Origin of the sequence: Anaerotignum propionicum DSM 1682, from assembly GCF_001561955.1 — a bacterium.
Taxonomy (GTDB): domain Bacteria; phylum Bacillota; class Clostridia; order Lachnospirales; family Anaerotignaceae; genus Chakrabartyella; species Chakrabartyella propionicum.
Genome location: NZ_CP014223.1, coordinates 2,325,651 through 2,344,931 on the forward strand (window position 1 = coordinate 2,325,651; position 19,281 = coordinate 2,344,931).

General features: G+C 37.1%; 16 protein-coding genes, 1 tRNA gene, 1 pseudogene and 1 other annotated feature (1 of these 19 cut by a window edge). Of the genes and pseudogenes, 5 read left to right on the forward strand and 13 right to left on the reverse strand.

Annotated features, from left to right (window positions below):
* The first annotated feature begins 376 nt into the window (after positions 1-376).
* From CPRO_RS10850 to CPRO_RS16285, 4 genes are all read left to right on the forward strand, one after another.
* Positions 377-928, forward strand: coding sequence for a helix-turn-helix domain-containing protein (locus tag CPRO_RS10850; protein ID WP_066051629.1), 552 nt, complete (start codon positions 377-379; stop codon positions 926-928).
* A gap of 255 nt (positions 929-1,183) precedes the next feature.
* Positions 1,184-3,556 carry a glycyl radical protein gene (locus CPRO_RS10855; protein WP_066051631.1) on the forward strand — a complete coding sequence of 791 codons (2,373 nt, stop codon included), beginning with the start codon at positions 1,184-1,186 and terminating at the stop codon, positions 3,554-3,556.
* Positions 3,557-3,616: 60 nt separating this feature from the next.
* Entirely contained in the window at positions 3,617-4,525 is a 909-nt protein-coding gene (locus tag CPRO_RS10860; protein ID WP_066051634.1) for a glycyl-radical enzyme activating protein, read from the forward strand.
* Positions 4,526-4,759: 234 nt separating this feature from the next.
* Entirely contained in the window at positions 4,760-5,005 is a 246-nt protein-coding gene (locus CPRO_RS16285; RefSeq protein WP_066051637.1) for a DUF6485 family protein, read from the forward strand.
* Positions 5,006-5,136: 131 nt separating this feature from the next.
* Here the strand turns inward: CPRO_RS16285 and CPRO_RS10870 are convergent, their stop codons facing one another.
* Positions 5,137-6,144 (reverse strand): HD-GYP domain-containing protein, encoded by a 1,008-nt coding sequence (locus CPRO_RS10870; RefSeq protein WP_066051640.1) that lies wholly within the window; start codon positions 6,142-6,144, stop codon positions 5,137-5,139.
* Between the two features lie 738 nt (positions 6,145-6,882).
* Between CPRO_RS10870 and CPRO_RS10875 the strand changes: the two genes are divergently transcribed.
* Entirely contained in the window at positions 6,883-7,302 is a 420-nt protein-coding gene (locus tag CPRO_RS10875; RefSeq protein WP_066051643.1) for a YjdF family protein, read from the forward strand.
* A 239-nt stretch (positions 7,303-7,541) separates the two neighbouring features.
* On the opposite strand, the pseudogene CPRO_RS10880 reads toward CPRO_RS10875, so the two are convergent.
* From CPRO_RS10880 to epsC, 12 genes and pseudogenes are all read right to left on the reverse strand, one after another.
* Positions 7,542-8,742: pseudogene (locus tag CPRO_RS10880) on the reverse strand (IS110 family RNA-guided transposase).
* A 308-nt stretch (positions 8,743-9,050) separates the two neighbouring features.
* Positions 9,051-10,193 carry an alanine racemase gene (gene alr / locus CPRO_RS10885; RefSeq protein WP_066051646.1) on the reverse strand — a complete coding sequence of 381 codons (1,143 nt, stop codon included), beginning with the start codon at positions 10,191-10,193 and terminating at the stop codon, positions 9,051-9,053.
* A gap of 57 nt (positions 10,194-10,250) precedes the next feature.
* Positions 10,251-11,684 (reverse strand): alanine/glycine:cation symporter family protein, encoded by a 1,434-nt coding sequence (locus CPRO_RS10890; RefSeq protein WP_066051648.1) that lies wholly within the window; start codon positions 11,682-11,684, stop codon positions 10,251-10,253.
* 41 nt (positions 11,685-11,725) lie between these two features.
* Positions 11,726-12,901: a trans-sulfuration enzyme family protein gene (locus tag CPRO_RS10895; protein ID WP_066051650.1), complete on the reverse strand. Its 1,176-nt coding sequence runs from the start codon at positions 12,899-12,901 to the stop codon at positions 11,726-11,728.
* Positions 12,902-12,983: 82 nt separating this feature from the next.
* Positions 12,984-13,781 carry a MerR family transcriptional regulator gene (locus CPRO_RS10900; RefSeq protein WP_066051654.1) on the reverse strand — a complete coding sequence of 266 codons (798 nt, stop codon included), beginning with the start codon at positions 13,779-13,781 and terminating at the stop codon, positions 12,984-12,986.
* 352 nt (positions 13,782-14,133) lie between these two features.
* Positions 14,134-14,206 (reverse strand) — tRNA-Thr (locus CPRO_RS10905).
* Positions 14,207-14,244: 38 nt separating this feature from the next.
* Entirely contained in the window at positions 14,245-14,949 is a 705-nt protein-coding gene (sigH, locus tag CPRO_RS10910; protein WP_082754342.1) for an RNA polymerase sporulation sigma factor SigH, read from the reverse strand.
* The gene (locus CPRO_RS10915; protein ID WP_096348694.1) at positions 14,919-15,437 is read right to left on the reverse strand and encodes an NYN domain-containing protein; all 519 of its coding nucleotides are present in this window, start codon (positions 15,435-15,437) and stop codon (positions 14,919-14,921) included. The genes sigH and CPRO_RS10915 overlap by 31 nt, the downstream gene beginning before the upstream one ends.
* Positions 15,438-15,553: 116 nt before the next feature.
* Entirely contained in the window at positions 15,554-16,318 is a 765-nt protein-coding gene (rlmB, locus tag CPRO_RS10920; protein ID WP_066051657.1) for a 23S rRNA (guanosine(2251)-2'-O)-methyltransferase RlmB, read from the reverse strand.
* A 150-nt stretch (positions 16,319-16,468) separates the two neighbouring features.
* On the reverse strand, positions 16,469-16,894 hold the full coding sequence (locus CPRO_RS10925; RefSeq protein WP_066051660.1) for a Mini-ribonuclease 3: 426 nt from the start codon (positions 16,892-16,894) through the stop codon (positions 16,469-16,471).
* Between the two features lie 2 nt (positions 16,895-16,896).
* Positions 16,897-18,309, reverse strand: coding sequence for a cysteine--tRNA ligase (gene cysS / locus CPRO_RS10930; RefSeq protein WP_066051663.1), 1,413 nt, complete (start codon positions 18,307-18,309; stop codon positions 16,897-16,899).
* A 195-nt stretch (positions 18,310-18,504) separates the two neighbouring features.
* A complete protein-coding gene (gene epsC, locus CPRO_RS10935) occupies positions 18,505-19,068 on the reverse strand; it encodes a serine O-acetyltransferase EpsC (protein WP_066051666.1) in 564 nt (187 codons plus the stop codon).
* Between the two features lie 117 nt (positions 19,069-19,185).
* Positions 19,186-19,281: a binding site (T-box leader), on the reverse strand (it continues 195 nt past the right edge of the window).

The window sequence follows — 19,281 nt, forward strand, 5'->3', positions numbered from 1 at the left end:
AATAAACCTCCCTAAATCTGGAATCGGAATTTTCAAGAATCAAGCCATTCAATATGCATGATCAAACCCAATCTTTGGTTTCCAAACAGCTACAAAATCAACTTTTCTGTAAATTAATATTTCCTAAAACTTCATATTTTTACATAAATTACCACAATTATACTATAGCTTTATTGCAACGTAAATGGCTATTGCCAATTTGTAACATATTTGTCACATACATTTTTTGAACTTCAATATCCTTTTTAGGTTCCCTTGATTTTTGTTTAATGTAGGATACCAGTAAAAAAGTTGCCTTAAAAACCTGTTTTTGTTATAATAGAAATCATTCATAGTTAAATGATATTGTTAAATTACAAAAATAGAGGAGATAGAAATGTATAGTGTGCCCCCTGATATTGGAAAGGAAATGAGAAGAATCCGAACAGAAATGAGAATCAGCCTAGACACTGCTGCCCGCCTTACAGGGGTTTCCAAGGCAATGCTTGGGCAAATAGAACGAGGTGAATCCATTCCTACCATTTCTACCCTTTGGAAAATATCCACCGGTTATAAGGTCACCTTTTCCAATTTTATTTCGCAAAATTCAGTTGAAAATAATATTTTAAGCATTAACGATATCTATCCCATAAAAGAAGAGAATGGAGATATGCTTCTCTATAACATTTTTCCCTTTGACCCAATTTCAGGCTTGGATTTTTTGCAGATACACATGAAGCCCCATTGCCGGCACGAATCTTTCCCCCACACCAATGTGTTAAATGAATATATCGTCATAATCAAAGGACAATTGCAAATGACAATCAACAATAAAGTTTATATTTTGCAAAAAGATGATGCTCTGTCCTTTCAAGGGGATTCAAACCATGTTTATGCAAACCCTACAAATGAGGATGTTATATTTCATAATGTAATTCGATATAAATAAAATGAAAAAGACGAAAATCCTAGGATTTTTGTCTTTTTTTCATTTTATTAAGAAAAAGTATCAACCCTATTTTTTCAAAATAATTGGGTAAATGTGATATTGACAAAAACGAAAAAAAATGCAATATTAAGACTATAAGTTGTGCGTTATAACATACACTTTTTTCATTATCACATCTTTTCCCAATTAAGAAATCGACTGTTATCTCGCACAATCATCTGACTGTTAATCTTAAATCCATTAAGGAGGGTCAATATGAATACAACTGCAAGAATTGAACGATTAAGACAAAACTATGTAAATTCGAAGCCATCTGTATGTATTGAACGAGCAAGAATTTTTACAGAATCCCATAAGCGCACAGAGGGTATGCCTACCCCAATTCGCAGAGCCCAAGCCTTTTATGATTTTTGCAATGAATTTGATATTCAAATCTTCGAGGATGAGTTAATTGTGGGAACAGCTGGTAAATTTAGAAGAAGCGGCATTTTGACACCTGAATTCTCTTGGAAATGGGTAGACAAAGAAATGGACATGTTTGATAAACGTCCTCAAGATCCTTATGAAATGACCGATGAGCAAAGAGCCTATGTACGTGAGAATATCTTCCCTTACTGGAGAGGAAAATCCCTTGAAGAGCATTTTCTCTCTATCCTTCCTGAAGAAACTGCCAGAATCGCAGTGGATACAGGTATTGTTGATAACGACTCAAAATGGCGTCAAGCTGTTGGAGAAGTAACCCCAGATTATCAAGATGTTCTTTTCCCCTTGGGCTTTCAAGGTATTTTGAAGCAAGCGGAGGAACAATTAGTTGAATTGGATTTTGCAAATCCTGATGACTTTGATAAGATTGCATTTTATAAATCAACCATTTTAACCAGCAAGGGTATTATGCGTTTTGCAGAAAGATTTTCTGATCTGGCAGAGCAAATGGCTAACCAAGAACAGAATGAGGAAAGAAAAGCTGAACTTCTAAAAATCTCTAAGGTTTGCCGAAACGTTCCAGCAAATCCCCCAACCTCCTTCCATGAGGCAGTGCAATTTGTATGGTTTGTGCAGCTTGGGGCAATTATTTCCGAAAATCCATTGGCTCTTAACCCAGGCAGATTTGACCAATACATGTTCCCTTATTATGACGCTGATGTAAAAGCAGGCATTATTTCCAAGGAGGATGGGGAAGAATTGGTTCAGGCCCTTTGGCTAAAATTCTCTGAATGGGTTTGGACAATTTCTGCGAATACAACAGGTTATTTTGCAGGTTATAACCAATTCCAAAACCTTACTGTTGGTGGACGCAAAAGAGACGGGTCTGACGCTACCAATGCGCTTTCCTATATCTGCCTGGAAGCCACGGATAAAGTGAAAACCCATCAGCCCGGACTAAGCGTTAGAATCCATTCCGACTGCCCTCAGAAATTACTGGATGCTGTAACTGAACTTGTCAGCAAAGGCACAGGCTTCCCTGCAATCCATAACGATCAGGTGGGAGCACAAATGCTTTTACAAGCAGGATATGAACCTGAGGATGCAAGAGATTGGAGCAATTGTGGTTGTGTTGTGCCCCATTTCCGTAAAACAGGACAGTGGACTGCTGCTGTAAATATTAACTTTGCCGCTGCCATGGAATATGCATTAAACGAAGGAAAAAGCAGGCTTACAGGGGAAAAAATGGGTCTGGATGCAAAACCTATTGCAAATTACGCATCCTTTGCAGAGGTGAAAGATGCCACCTTGGAACAGATGAAAAACTTAATTTATCATAGTGTTGTTGCAACAGTTGTGGCACAAAAGTTACATACACAGCTTGTTCCCCGCCCTTTCCTTTCTACCTGTGTTGAGGATTGTATTAAAAATGGCAAAGACCTATCCTGCGGTGGAGCTCACTATAACGTTGGTCCTGTTCTGACAGGTATCGGTCTTGCGGTAGTGGCGAACTCCCTTGCAGTAATTAAAAAACTAGTTTTTGAGGATAAAGTAACCACCATGGAAGAGCTCAATAACGCTATGAATGCAAACTGGGTTGGCTATGAAGAATTAAGAGCAAAAGCATTAAGTGTACCAAAATACGGTAACGACGATGATTATGTGGACGATATTGCAAGAGAAATTGCCAACTATTATTATCTGGAAACCAGAGCCCATAAAGATATCTTTGGCTCCAATTTTAACTCAGCTTTCATGGGAATTTCTAATTATATCCCAACAGGAAGAATTGTTGGCGCCACTCCTTGCGGCAGAGAAGCCACAAAGCCAATCACAGAGGGTGTATCCCCTTATGCAGGAAGTGACGTTACCAGTCCCCTTGCGGCAATGCGTTCCAGTGCAAAAATGAATCATGATGTTCACACCGGAGGTACACTTCTAAACCTACGTTTAAGTGAAGAAATGGTAAAAACACCTAAGGGCAGAAGAGACCTTGGCAATATTATTCGGGCATATTTCTCCCTTGGTGCCTTCCACGTACAATTTAACACTCTTTCTACAGAGGTGCTTCGTAAAGCACAGAAGAATCCACAAGATTATAAAGACCTCTTGGTGCGTGTGGCAGGCTATAGTACCCAATTTGTAAATCTTTCACCAGAAATGCAGGAAGCGATTATCGCAAGAACGGCACACGAAACAATATAATTTTTAAATAATTCGCCTGCTCCGTTGTGGGGCAGGCGTCGTCTACAATAGGAGGTTACTATGGGAGAATGTTCAAATACCGGCATTGTCATTCAGATGCAGGACTATTCTATACATGATGGCGATGGCGTCAGAACCACCATATTTCTTGCTGGCTGCAATCTGCGCTGCCAGTGGTGTGCCAACCCCGAATCTTGGACAACAAAAAGCAAATTGGTCTTTTATCGGCATAAATGCGTTGGCTGTATGAAATGCGCCAACGTCTGTCCCATGGATCTCGTTCCCTGCAATATGGAGCGACCCAATGATATCTGCACTGCTTGCGGAAAATGTGTTGCAGTTTGCGCACAAAAAGCCCTGGATATTGCTTGCACTGAGAAAAGTGTAGATACACTGGTGAAAAAAATAGAGAGAGATGCACTATTTTTCCGCTATTCAGGAGGAGGGGTTACTTTTTCAGGAGGTGAACCCTTTTTACAGCATAAATTTATGCGGGTCTTATTAAATCGATTTGAGGAATTGGGAATTGAAAGCTGGGTGGAAACCTGCGGATATTTTGATTTTGAAGCAGTACAAGACCTATTACCCAAATTCAGCCACATTTTCTTCGACCTGAAGCATATGGATAGCGAAAAACACAAAGAGTTCACAGGTTGTGGCAATGAAATCATTCTGGAAAATGCGATAAAAGTATATCAAACAGGGGTTCCAATGACAATTAGAATTCCAACCATAGTTGAGGTAAACATAAGCGATGATAATATAGAAAAAACAGCACAATTTATAAAGGAAAATCTGCCGAAAGCCAATGTTGAGCTTCTCCCCTATCACGGGTTGGGCAAGGCCAAATATATTTCCTTGGGAATAGAAGAAAAGTTTATTGACTTTACTACACCAACAGCAACCCAAATTCAACATGCCTATGAAATTTTTAAGAAAAATGGCATAGACGTAATTGAATACAGATAAAGTCAGAAATAGGGTTCGGTTAAACGAACCTTTTCCTTTGCCTCAGACAAAATTGAACCAAAAATAGCGCGCACGCCAGAAATATGGGACAAAAATGAATTTGGCTTAAATTAAAATAAGCTGTAAAAATTTATACCCTATGAAAAGACAAGTAAATCATTTTTCCTAAATGCTCTCGAACTCATGCACATTCTACTCTGGACACCCTAGGTAAAAATATGTATCATAGATGTAATGATAAAGACAATAGGAGTTGATTCCGTGGATACCCTCAATAAAATCTGTACGTGCCAGAATTTATCATGTCCTTTACACCCCAGTAATCACAGTCAAGGCTGTACACCCTGCATTGCTAAAAATCTCAAATTAAAGGAAATTCCCAGTTGCTTTTTCAACCTGATACCTAATGCAGAGAAAAGAGACGGTGATACTTTCAAATGCTTCGCCAAAGTGGTATCGGAGCAAACCGGACAAGAATAGGCGTTAAGCTTTAGGAAATTTTTTTGAGCTACATATTATTTAAAAAAGTCAGTTCCTGTATAAAAAAACTACCTTTAATCAATTCAGCATACTTAAAACTGCTGATAACCGAGTAACAGGGAGCTTTTTTTCTAAGTCAAAATCTTTAATATCGTTAAATTGAAAACCTCCATCAAATCAATTTCCTCCTTGGTTGCAGTAATCATCACCTTAGGCCTTAGGTAATGTTTCGTATTTTGCTGAACCACGATTGCCTCTTGCCCATTGGAGAGCTCAACAGAAATTCCCGTAGGGTACGGTGATACATATTCCAAAATCTTTTTTACACAATCGATATCAAACATGATATAACAATTTGACATCAAATATTCAAGGGCATCCGCCGGATTCATCGCCCTTCTATAAACACGATTGGACACCAGCGCATCATATACATCGCACACATGGATAATCTTCGCATAGATATGAATATTCTTATCTGATAGTTGGCGAGGATATCCGCTTCCATCTTCATTTTCATGATGAGATAGCACTGCGTTTTTTACCAAACCAGAAATCATGCAATTTTCTTTCAGCATATTATAGCCTTCTTCAGAATGACAACGCATAATATTCATTTCTTCCTCTGTCAGCTTGCCCTTTTTATTCAAAATATCCAGACTGATAGATACCTTTCCAATATCGTGAAACAGTGCCGCTTCGGAAAGGTGTTTCAATTGTGAATAATTTAAGCCCATGCCTATGCCAACGATAACCGATAGGACTGACACATTAATACAATGAATGTATGTATAATTGTCAAAGGCAGCAATATTTACCATATCATATGAAACATCTGATTTATCCAGCAATTCATCCACAATAGAATGAGCCATCAAACGGCATAAATCTAGGTTTAATGATTTCAATGCGGCAACTGTATCTCTTCTGGTTTGCTCAGATAGCAATTCTTTCACAACAATTCCATTGGAAATGTCATCATATATATATAAGCCCACATATCCAAGTAATTCTAACTTCTTTAAATATGCCTGCTTTAATATGGTGTTTGCGTTTAAAAGAATGCTTCCGCTGTCATTATATACAGGAATGGCCAATATTGAATTTTCTTTCACTTGTTTTATTGGTAAATATCGCATTGATTTCCACCCATTTACTTTCTCTTCTTAAACTTTTGAATGATAACTATCTTAAATGTTTGTATAAAACATAATTTTTAATATATAAATTATGATAAGATATACTTTATTATTATATAATAATATAAAAATAAAATACAAACTTGATTTTAATTCAATTTTAATAATATTTTTATCATTGACTGAACAATATTTAAAAATTATCACTGCATAGCTGTATACAAAATAATAATTTAATATCCAAATATTTTTCTATTCATTTATATAAGATTACATTTGCAACTATAACTTAGTAAAAAATACATATTTTCTAATAAAAAAGACATATTACATAGAATCTATTTTAACAAATATCAACAAAAAATGCAAATTGCATTTTGTCAGACCAAATGTACTTTTGAAATATTTTTCTTTTGCATACTACAAATTCCTATTCTCTAAAAAAGCTTGTTAAATGAACGCAGGGTTATGAAGCTTTATATTTTCTACTATTGGCTTTTCCGTTTTATGTACACCTATTAAAATTTACAAAAAAACATAATCAAGCATTTTTAAAAATATCTTTTTTGCAAATTGAAAGATAGATATTATTTAAAAAAATTTATCACTATGTTATAATCATACGACAAAGATAAAAACACAGTTCCGGTTGGTAGTCCGGACGCAGCAAAGCTGTCAGTAACCTGCCTCCTTGGTTGTCCCTTCTTTGTATGTTTTAAACTTACAGGAGGGAAAGCTATGATAAAAACCGTATGGAAATTTACTGTATTTTTTGAGGACCCCTTTTGGGTTGGCGTTTATGAGCGTGAAACCCAAGGAGAGTACCAAGTGTGTAAGATTACCTTTGGCTCAGAGCCAAAGGATTATGAGATTTATGACTTTCTGCTCAAAAAATGGACTTATCTTCGGTTTTATGCATCTAAGGATGCCCCATGCATTACAGAAAGACCCATGAATCCTAAGCGTATGCAGCGTGAAATTAGACACCAACTGCAAAACACAGGGGTGGGGACAAAAGCACAACAAGCCCTTAAACAACAACAGGAGCTAGGTAAACAAGATCGAAAGACCCGCTCCCGTAAGGAAAAAGAGGCTGAAAATGAGAGAAAATTCGAATTGCGCCAGCAAAAGCGTAAGGAGAAACATAAGGGACATTAATTTTATCGTCCTAATAAAAAAGCAAGGGTTTTTAGCACTTGCTTTTTTATTACCTCTGTATCTAAAAGAGATACAGATAAAGTGCGCCTGCTTCTGTAATTTTTCTATAAAAACCTGCTAAGAAAAGTCAATAGTTAATTTGACTTCTAGCAGGTTTCCTTTTTTATAAACCATCTTTTTTCACACATGACTAAAAAGACTGGATTCATTCAGCCAGTCTTCTAATACTAGATTTGATTTTATTGATATACTTCTTTTACTCGTGCATAGTATATCCGCAGAAATTTATTGAGACCTGCAATTTTTGCCAATTTCTTAGCTTTGCCTTCAGATTCTTTTTTCAAAATATACCAATAAACAGAGCTGTCTGCTGGTGCACTGTGTGTCTTTAAGACCCTCATCACTTCATATCCGATTTTTCTTAGCGTCGAGGAACCTCGCTTGCTTATTTTACGATTCGTTCCTATAAATTGCCCTGATTGGTATGGTGGAGCATCTATTCCTGCAAATGCAATCAAAGCCCTGCTGCTATGAAATCTACGAATATCACCAATTTCTGCTATTAATTTTGGTGCTAATACATCTCCAACTCCCCCCATTGACCTTACTACAGAATATTCTGGCAACTGCTTGGCGAGTTCTTTCATCCGTGTTAAAATAGTCTTCAAGGTAGTATTGACTTGCCTCAATACACCAACTGCCTGCTGAATCATAATCTGAGTTGATTCCATTTCAGCAGGCAATGTAGGGATACCATCTTGTGCCAGGGAATAAATCTTGACGGCTTTATTATGGTTCTGATGGTATCCTTTTTCTTTTGCCCACGCTAAATAATTATTAATGAAATCTATCTCTGACAGTTTTGTTATATTATCGAAATGCCAATACATCTCTACAAAATCTGATAATTTGTCTTTACCAGTTGAATCTTGCCATCCCTTCAACAATTTTTTTATACCAGGCATTGTATAGTCCAACAAATGTGTCAAGGACTGTACACTCTCTATTCTCATTCTCATATAATGTGAATACTGTCTGCCCAATATTTTAAGTTCTTGATAAATACCTTCGGACATTTCGTATTTTTTGAGGCGAAACCAGTAATCAATTCCGTAATTTGCTATTGCAATGGAGTCCTGCTTATCTGTTTTTATTGCCCTAAGTCCTTGACTTCTGTACTGTTTCATTTCAAATGGGTTTATTACAGCTACAAAAATCCCTCGTTCTTGCAGAAAATCAAACACCGGAAGATGATAGATTCCTGTTGCCTCAATTACAACTTTAACGTCTTCATTAAATCTTAAAAAGCATAGATGACAATTCAGATAATCCTTGCTCTGTATGTTCTATTTCAAACGGTGAACAAATCAACTCTCCATATGGTTTTAAAATACAAACCGTACTCTTTCCTTTTGAAATATCAATTCCAACACTAATCATTGACTCCATCCCTCCAAATCAAAAAATATTTGTAGTTGTTACCATCCACACTTATTACAATTCATTTTAGTTCGTTACACGAAAGCTCATTTATGAGTTTCAACCTGCTTAATCGAATGCTTATAATAAGGGGTGGTTGACGGTTTTTGTGACGGATGTATAAATCCAAAATAGGCCACGCCAGACCAACTACTCCCTTTATTATAAAGAAATAAGTGCAAATGTTTTAGCACTAATGATGTGTTTAACACTTACACTTTTATGGTACTAAAAATAAGCCATGAGAATAGCTCCATGGCTTTTATAAATCAAACATATATTTTTGTCGGACGATAGGTAATGTGGCAATAAACTTCTTCTTCCCCACATTTTAAAAATTCTGCCATTGCAGCAAAATCTATTTCCTTTTCCCGAGATTGGCCCATCACCACAGCAATATCTCCTGCCTTAACTCCACCAGCTTGGGATATATCTACCACCATTTGATCCATACAGACGCCCCCAATCACAGGGCATAGCACATCATTAATCAATACAGAGCCTTTTCCAGACCCCATGCGCAAAATATCGGAATAACCAATGGTCAATACAGCCGCCTTTAAATCTGAATCCGCACAAAATGCTCTGCTGTAGCCAATAAAGTCCCCTTTTTTTACATCACTTACTTTTCCAATACGACATTTGATTGTTACAATTGGTTTAAATATCGTGCCTCTATGGTTGTTAATCTCGGGCAATGCGCCGTAAATCAACGTTCCCACTCTCACCATATCCAACTGCATTTCCGGCATATTTACTGTTCCCGCAGAATTTAAACAATGCAAAATTCCAAGATAATTATTTTTTGACAACAGTTCATCTGTAATCTTCTTAAATCTTGCAAACTGAAGTTTAGAGTATTCAAGAGAATCTTGGTCATTTTCATAGAAAGTTGCAATATGCGTATAGCACCCTGTCACCTGGAATGTTTTGTTATTGCAAATTTTAGTAATTTTCGCAATGGCATTATCAAGATTTTCGTCAAAACAGCGGATTCCAATCCTACCCATACCTGTATCAAGTTTGATATGTATTTTCAATTTTTGTTCTTCCTCCTGAAGCACTTCTTCCAGCTGCAACGCATAATCGAAGGATACTAGGGTTTGGGTGATATTGTATTCTAATAATAAATTGGCATACTCAGGGGGGGTGTAGCTCAAAATTAAAATGGGGTTCTCAATTCCTCCTTTTCTGATTTGAATTGCTTCCTCTACATTTGATACCGCAAATTGGATTTCATCGTCTAATGCAGTTAATTCCTTAGCAATTCTTACATCACCACAATTATACCCATTGGCTTTTAGAACCGCCATTATTTTTACATTTTCGTTTAATAACTCTTTTATTTTATAAAAATTATATTTTAGGTTCTCTATAGAAATTTCAACCCATGCACGTTTTATTAAGTCCATCATGACCTCCTATGAAAAATGCCTTAAGATAACCTCTTAAGGCATTTTGAAATAATATTATTTTGTTACTTCGTGCTCAATTGTTTCATAAGAAACTCTTTCAGGATTTTTTCCTGCTTTCAGTTCCGGAATAAAACGGTTCCAGAAATCATTGTATAATCTGAAAATTTCTTTCCGCTTTGTATAAATGAATGTTAATGTAATAATTACATACATTGCACTTAAAATATCTGTAAAAGCCCAAAGCATGTCTGCCTTGATATTATAAAAAACAAGAGCAGGGATTAGAAAATACACCATGTAAACAGGAGAAAACTTTTTATTTATCTCAGTATCTCCAAGGGCATAATTTACGGACTTAGCACAGCTATAGTACATACCGATAATGGTTGTCCAAGCAAAAACCGAAATGGCACATGCCATGAAGTATCCACCAAATTTTCCATATGCCACCTTAAATGCCACCGTAGTCAATTGCGCACTAGTAATATCAGGGTAATCAATATAGGAATTGGTTAAAATGATAGATAACGCAGTTACGGAACAAACAACAATCGTATCTAAGAAAACTTCGCCCCAGCCCCAAGAGGACTGACGAACCGGATGGTCTGTCTGCGCTGATGCATGGGCAACAATGCCATAACCAGTGCCGGCATCATTGGAGTAAAGCCCACGGGCAATACCATATCTGATGGCATCTCTAACAGAAGCACCAGCAAAACCGCCAACACCAGCCATTGGTGTGAAAGCGCTTTTAAAAATTAGCGCTACTCCACCGGGAACGGCATCAAAATTCATAATTAAAATACCAATACCTGATATTATGTAAGCCAATGCCATAAAAGGCACTACTTTTTCCATAACACTAGAGATTCTCTTTAACCCGCCTGCAATTGTTACAAAGCATGTAAGTCCGATTACCGCAACAGAGATAGTGGGAGGAATTTGAAATGCTTCATAAAGAGAGCTGGTTACAGATTCAGTCTGAACCGCATTGGTCCAAGGCCCAAACACAAAAACAAAAACAGCTAAGATGATTGACCCAGTTTTCCATCCAAGGGCATTCTTCATGACAAATGATCTATCGCAAAGATACTCATCCATGGACTTATCATATTTTACTCTGTATCTTTGACCTAAGATGATTTCACATGCCTTTGTACTCATACCCAACAAGCCGGACATCCACATCCAAAAAATCGCACCGGGGCCACCCATAGTAATGGCAGTGGCTACACCACCGATATTACCAACACCAATAGTATTGGCCATAGCGGTACAAGCAGCTGCAAATCCAGAGACTGTTCCTTCTCCTTCACCACCTTTAAACATTTTTCCGAATGTGTTTTTAAAATGAAACCTTATTTTTGTTATGTAAGCAAATCTAAATTTAATTGTTAAATAAATTCCTGTTCCTACCAATGCGACAGTCATGGGTGTTCCCCATAGAAAATCTGAAATTGCCCATAAAACTTCCAAGATTCTTTCCATCTTGTAAAATCCCCTCCGATTTTATAAAACTATATTATGCCTTATTGTGCCTTGTTAAATACTTCTAGAGCTTGGTTTAGATCTTCGATTAAATCCCCCACATCTTCCGCGCCAGTTGAAATTCGAATGAGTCCTTCATGAATACCCATTTTTGTCAACTCCTCCTCTGTAAACTCATTCCGAAAGGCTGTTGCAGGGTGAGCTAATGTCGTTCTAATTCCACCTAGTGTACCTAAATACTTAATTACTTTCAGTCGGCGAATGAATTCATCCACTTTTTCTCTGTTATTCTCTACGGAAAAGCTTATCATGGCACCAAATCCATAGGAAAAAATTTGGCTTGCTAATGCATGCTGAGGATGATTTTCCAAGCTGGGATGGTAAACGCACTGAATGTGAGGATTCTTGCTTAATGCCTCTGCCACAAGAACCGCATTATCCAATTGTGCTCTCATTCTTAATCCCATGGTTTTAATACTTCTTTGTAAAAGCCATGCCGAGTTTGCATCCAAAGAAGCTCCCAGCAATAAGTAACTTTGTTTCAATTTTTTGATTATTTCATTGCTCGCAGTAATTGATCCACCAGTCACATCACTGTGCCCGCCAAAGAATTTTGTTAAACTGTGAATGACTATGTCTGCACCAAAATCAAGGGGTTTAATTACAAAAGGTGTAGTAAAGGTGCTATCCACAACTACCGTTGCACCAAAGGAATGGGCGATTTTGCTGATCTTTTCAATGTCAACCACCAGAGTCAGCGGATTTGCAATAATTTCTGTATAGACTATTTTAGTACTTTCTTTCATGGCATTTTCAAATTCTTTAATATTTGTAAAATCCACTAAAGAAACATGAACGCCAAAGCCTCTCAAAATCTCAATTAATTCGATTGTTTCACCATAGATGCTTTTATTGAAAACGGCATGGTCTCCACATTTTAACAAGCCCAGCAGGGTTGTGGAAATAGCTCCCATCCCTGAGGAGCATACTAACGTGCTTTCACCATTTTCCAAATAGGAAATTGCTTCTGCTAATCCATCTCGATTGGGGTTCGCGGTTCTATTGTAAAAATATTTTCCACCATTATTGGCAAAATCATAATCTCTTGTATCTTTAATGATATATGCCGAGGAAGGATATATCGCCGGCGTTTCAGGATGAAGCGACCCCTCTCTATCCTCCGTACCTTTATAAAGGATTTCTGTATTTTCTTTCAACAAGTTATCCACCACTTTCTTAAATAATCAGTAATAAAATCGTAATTCTTATACCTACTATAAGGTCAATTATTACTTATTACTAAAGAAGTATCTGGATTTCATATTGAGCATCAGCATAATCCACTAAGTTATCTTCAAATTCCATAGCAAGAACCAGCTTGGGTTTTGGTTTGTGTTCGAAATATTTGGTAAGCATATTAATATCCCAATTTTCAGATAATGCTTGTGTTTGGAAACATAAATATTCTCCTGCGGGTATTACGTCATACAGTGTTCTATCTAAATCCGGCTTTCCTCTAAAATAAACAAAATACTCTCTGGGATAAAATTCTTTCTTAAATAGCGCATCCAAATCTATCTTATATCCATATTGCCTTCTAAACTTTGTTTGCGTGTATTCGTTTTTGCTTTTTGCCGCAGCCAACCGTATTTCCATCTGAGCCAGTTGTTCTTTATAATAGCAAGGAACGCTTAAAATATATCGTTCTTCCTTCTGAATTTTATATAAATTATCTATGTTTTCACCTTTATTCATATAGGTAAAATAGTCAATATACCATTCAATATCCTTAATGCGCTCTTCCATTTCTTTTAGTTCCTGTAAGGCATCCTCTCTTTTTTTCCTCAAATAAGGCAGCAATAAATCCACACTGCCGCTGTGAATAATTTTTCTAATGTCCTCTAGGGGCATCCCAAAGCTTTGAAGATATCTAATACGATCAAGAAAGTGAAATTGTTGATAGTAATAATATCGATACCCTGTGTTTTCATCGGTAAATCCTGGAGAAAGCAGACAAATTTTATCATAATAACGTAATGTTTGTGTAGAAATTCCCAATAAGGCAGCTGTCTCTCCAATTGTATATTTCTTTTTCAAAATTTCACCTCATAACTTCATATAAATAATAAATTATTATACCCTTTATCAAAAGATAAATCTCAATATAACAGCCCAAATAAAAGGCAACTTTTTAGATGAATCAAGGGGATAAGCCTAAAGTCACACCATATACCACATTGGAATTCTGTTCTTAAATATTGCATTCATTATAACAGCTCCCCAAACTTGGAAAAAAGCTATTTTTTTCAATGTATTATGCGATTTCGATATAACCCTATATAAGATAAAACATAGATACCACAATTTTTTATGATATACTGAATGCATAGACCAAGTATGCAGAAATCACACGCAAAAAAATAACCCCCGATTTACGGGGGTTCTAGACAGCTGATAACGGGATTCGAACCCGTGACCTCCGCCTTACCAAGGCGACGCTCTACCTACTGAGCCATATCAGCATAGCCACGAAAAATATTTCGTCAGCCTGTATATATTATCACATTGTCTTTGTTTCGTCAATACTATTTTGCTCCAAAAAACGTTCCATTTTCTTTTTTACCCTTTGCAGTGCATTATCAATGGATTTCTCATTCTTTTTTAAGCTTTTTGCGATTTCAAAATAACTTCTGCCTTGCAAATAGAGGGCTAATACCTTGGTTTCAAAACCACTTAAATTTTTCACCATCTGGGATTCAATAAAATCCTTGTTTTCTTGTCCAATAAATAATGCTTCAGGATTTAACAGCTCCCCTTCTTGCAATAAATCAATATAGGTCTGATCTGAATCATCGTCAAAAACTGGTTTATTCAAAGATATATAAGAATTAAGAGGTTGATGCTTGTATCGCGTTGCAGCCTTAATTGCCGTAATCATCTGGCGGTTCACACATAGCTCCGCAAAGCCACAGAATGACGTATTTCGTTCCACATTAAAATCACGAACGGCTTTATAGAGGCCAATCATCCCTTCTTGAATAATATCCTCACTATCTGCTCCAATTAAAAAATACGCCCTTGACCTTGCTTTCACCAGAGGCTTAAATTTATCCATTAAATATTCCTCTGCTTGTGCATTTCCCTGCTGAGCCATTGTTACCACATCTTCATCTTTAAATGCCCCAAACCTAATCGTGCTCGACTCTGGGGCTTGAGCCGCGCCTTTTCCTTCTTCTATTTTGTTCTCCGCAACGCTTCTATCCATTCCAACGCCTCCCGGTCAAGATGATCTGCTAGCAAATTATTTTTGGGCGGTCTATTTTCAATAAACCGCTCCCTCAAGTAATCTGTTTCTGCTTGAATTTCCATTCTTAGCTCTTTTGCCGTCATTCTTGTGGCACCTTGCCCATAGATAATGAGCTGCTCAAGTCCATCCCCTGTGGCCACCCGAACTCTGTAATGCTTTGGCATGGCAGTAACGACTCTTTCTATATAATGATCCGCCGTTTCCGCCTCTTTGGTATAAACAACAAATATATTTTGATATGGATTCACAGACCCAATATTCCCTTTCACCAAATAGCCATCAAAAACTAAAATAATAGTTGTGTTTTTTACCCCTTTATAATTCGAGAGGATATCCATAAGCTTTTGCCTTGCACTTTCCAAGCTTACATCTAGAGCTAGTTCTTTTAAATCATCCCAAGCATGAATAATATTATAGCCATCAACCAATAAGAATTCCTTATGCAAAAGCGCCCCCTCCATTCTGCAGTGATATACACAATAGAGTAACATATTTTGTCGCAATTTGCAAAACCACTATTTACATTATAAATATTATTTTATTATTAGAATTACCAAATACTTTATTCTTTAGTGTATTTTCTTTGTCGTACAACTTCATACATTAAAAGACCTGCTGCTACAGATGCATTTAAAGAAGAAATCTGCCCATACATGGGAATAGAGGCAGTAAAATCGCAATTTTCCCGAACCAGACGACTTACGCCTTCTCCTTCACTACCAATTACCAAGGCCAATGGCCCCTTCATGTTGGTATCAAAGTGGTCTAAGCCTTTCATATCCGCACAGGCAATCCACAAACCTTCTTTTTTCAGCTTTTCCATAGTCTTGACAATATTGGTTACTCTGGCTACAGGAATGTATTCAATGGCACCTGCGGAAGTCTTGCCTACTGTGGCATTTAACCCTACAGAACGGCGTTTTGGAATAATTACACCATGTACTCCTGCACATTCTGCTGTACGCAAAATTGCCCCTAAATTATGTGGATCCGTAATACCATCCAATAACAAAATAAAAGGGTCTTCCTGTTTTTTTCTGGCAATCGCCAAAATATCCTCCACCTCAACATATTCATGAGCAGAAACCAAAGCAATAATACCTTGATGATTTTTCGTTTGGGAAAGCTCGTCCAGCTTCTGCCGGCTTACCTCCTGAATCACTACACCTTTTTCTGTTGCCATAGCAATAATGCGCTTAATTGTTCCCTCTAGATTCCCCTTTAATACCAAAAGCTTTTCCATATCTCTGCCACTTTTTAATACTTCCAGCACAGCATTTCTGCCTTCTACTTGATTTTCGTTAATTTCTCTTTCTATTTTATCCACAAAAATGCCTCCATTTTTTCTAAGCCAAATACCTATCTATTGAAAAAAATTTTTTTAAATTGGGGTCCTACTCAACCCACGAATCACATCACAATGTTATAGAAAGCCGAAGGAACAGGTTTCTCTCCCTCCTTCGGCTTATCTTTCATCCTATTTTTCTATTATATCTGCCATGCCCAAAGAAAACAAGCTCATTGCCCGTTGTTTTTCACCTTTTAAATACAAATATCCGAATAATGCCTCAAGACCTGTGGCATGACGATAATCCATTAAATCTGCATTTTTGGGTGTCGTAAACGACTTTGCATTACGACCACGACGAAAAACAGAAGCTTCTTCCTCTGTCAAATCCTCTGCAATGCGAAAATACATCTGGGCTTGTGCCTTGGCATTGACCAAATCTTTTGCTTTTTTGTGTAAACGATTTACCGGCGCATTTCCGTCTGTTAATACCGTCAATCGGACAAACATCTCGTAAACCGCATCCCCTATATAAGCAAGACCTAGGGGCGACATTCCTTTAGGATCAATCTTCCCTGTACCACCTAAAATTAAATCAAGTTCTTGTAAATCCATATTTAACCTCTAAACCACTGTACACCCTGACGAGTATCCTTAATAGTAATTCCCATGGCTGTTAATTCTTCCCTAATTGCATCGGCTGCGGAGAAGTCTTTGGCCTTCTTGGCTTCATTTCTTTTTGCAATCAATGCTTCAATTTTTGCTGTTTCCTCATCAGAAATACTATCTTCGCTCAATTCCGCAATGCCCAATACACGACATAAGTGATCCAGCATATCTTGAATTTTTGAAGCATACTCCTTGGAAGCACCTGCTTTAACAGCAATATTGCTAAAACGAACCAATTCATAAATTACGGAAACCGCATCAGCAGTATTAAAGTCATCATCCATGGCAGCTTCAAATTGATCTTTATAGCTTTCTAAATCCTTCACTTGGCTCTTTTCTTCTTCGCTCATGGTTCCCACAGGGGCATTTTCGATAAAGAATGCAAGCTCTTTTCTAGCGTTTTTAATGCGTTCCAGACCATTCTGGCAAGCCTGCATTAAATCTCGACTGAAGTTGATGGGGCTTCTATAATGGCCATTTAAGATAAAGAAACGGATCACTTCATATGGGAACTGTGCAGCGATATCTCTTACCGTAAAGAAGTTACCTAATGACTTAGACATTTTCTCGTTGTCAACAGTGATAAAGCCATTGTGCAGCCAATATTTTGCAAACTGGCAGCCATTGCATGCTTCACTCTGAGCGATTTCGTTTTCATGATGAGGGAAAACCAAATCTTCACCACCAGCATGAATATCAATGTGCTCACCCAAATGGTGCTTTGCCATAACAGAGCATTCAATGTGCCAACCAGGTCTGCCTTCTCCCCAAGGTGAGGTCCAACTGGGCTCACCCTCTTTTTTGGGTTTCCAAAGGACGAAATCTGTAGGGTTTTTCTTGGCATCATCTACTGAAACACGTTCACTGCCGCCGGCAATCAGTTCATCCAAATTTTTACGTGATAACTTTCCATATTCAGGAAATTTCTTTGTATTATAGTAAACAGTACCCTTATCTTCATAAGCAAAGCCTTTATCAATCAGGTCTTTTACCATTTCAATGATTAAGTCCATTTCCTCGGTTACACGAGGGTGAACGGTAGCTCTTTTTACATTCAAGCCATCAGCATCATGAAAAGCTTCTTGAATATATCGATTGGATATCTCCTGCATCGTACTGTTTTCTTTATTCGCACGGTTAATGATTTTATCATCCACATCCGTAAAATTCTGTACATATGTTACTTCATAGCCCTTATACTCCAAATAACGTCTTACTGTGTCAAAAACAACATAAGGTCGTGCATTACCAATATGAATATAATCATACACTGTAGGACCACAAACATACATTTTTACTTTGCCTTCCTCCAGGGGGACAAATTCTTCCTTTTGTCTGGTTAGGGTATTATAAACCTTCATATGTGATTCATCCTTTCTAATCATTTATTTCGAAATATAAATATATTAAGAACATTCTGTACAAGCACATCTCAAAAAGCTCCTTCTCCAATGAAAAATGAATTCAGTAAAGCTCCTGAAAATTATTACCTCTATTTTGCAATTATATCATATATTCTTAAAAAATACTTATATTTTCCACAGGAATATAAAGATTTATACCGCTCTTCTTTTGCATCCTGTTAACTCCTCAGGAGCAACGGGTGAAATACGCATGCCATCTTTTCTAACCACCATAACTGGTGAACCAACCGCAGTTACATTCTCCGGAATATCTTGAATCACCACAGAGCCTGCACCAATTTTTGAATTTTTACCAATTGTAACTGGACCCAAAACAATAGTACCTGCACCTATCATAACATTATCTTCCACAGTTGGGTGCCGCTTATTTTTATCTTTTCCTGTACCACCTAAAGTCACCCCATGATACAGCATTACATTATCGCCAATTTCCGCTGTTTCGCCAATTACAATACCCATACCATGGTCGATAAAAAAATTCTTGCCAATGGTTGCACCGGGATGAATCTCAATGCCTGTAATAAAACGGGAAAACTGTGAAACCAATCTTGCTAAAAAATATTTATTTTTTTTGTAAAGTGCATGGGCAATACGGTGATTTATTACAGCCCAAAAACTGGGATATAAAAAAACCTCAATACTGCTTTTAATTGCGGGGTCTTTTTCTTTAATAACTCTAATTGCATCCTTTAACATAATAATTCCTCCTATTTTTAAGATAACCTCATTCACAAAGCAATTTATAGTCAACAACTCATTTTTTAACGTTGGATTATAAAAAAACAAGAAATAAAAAAACTTCGTCCTTATACAAATAAAGACGAAGCTATATATTCTCCGCGGTTCCACTTTAATTAGACGGCCATCACCATCTCTCTTTCGGACTGTAACGTTGTCACCGGATACAGA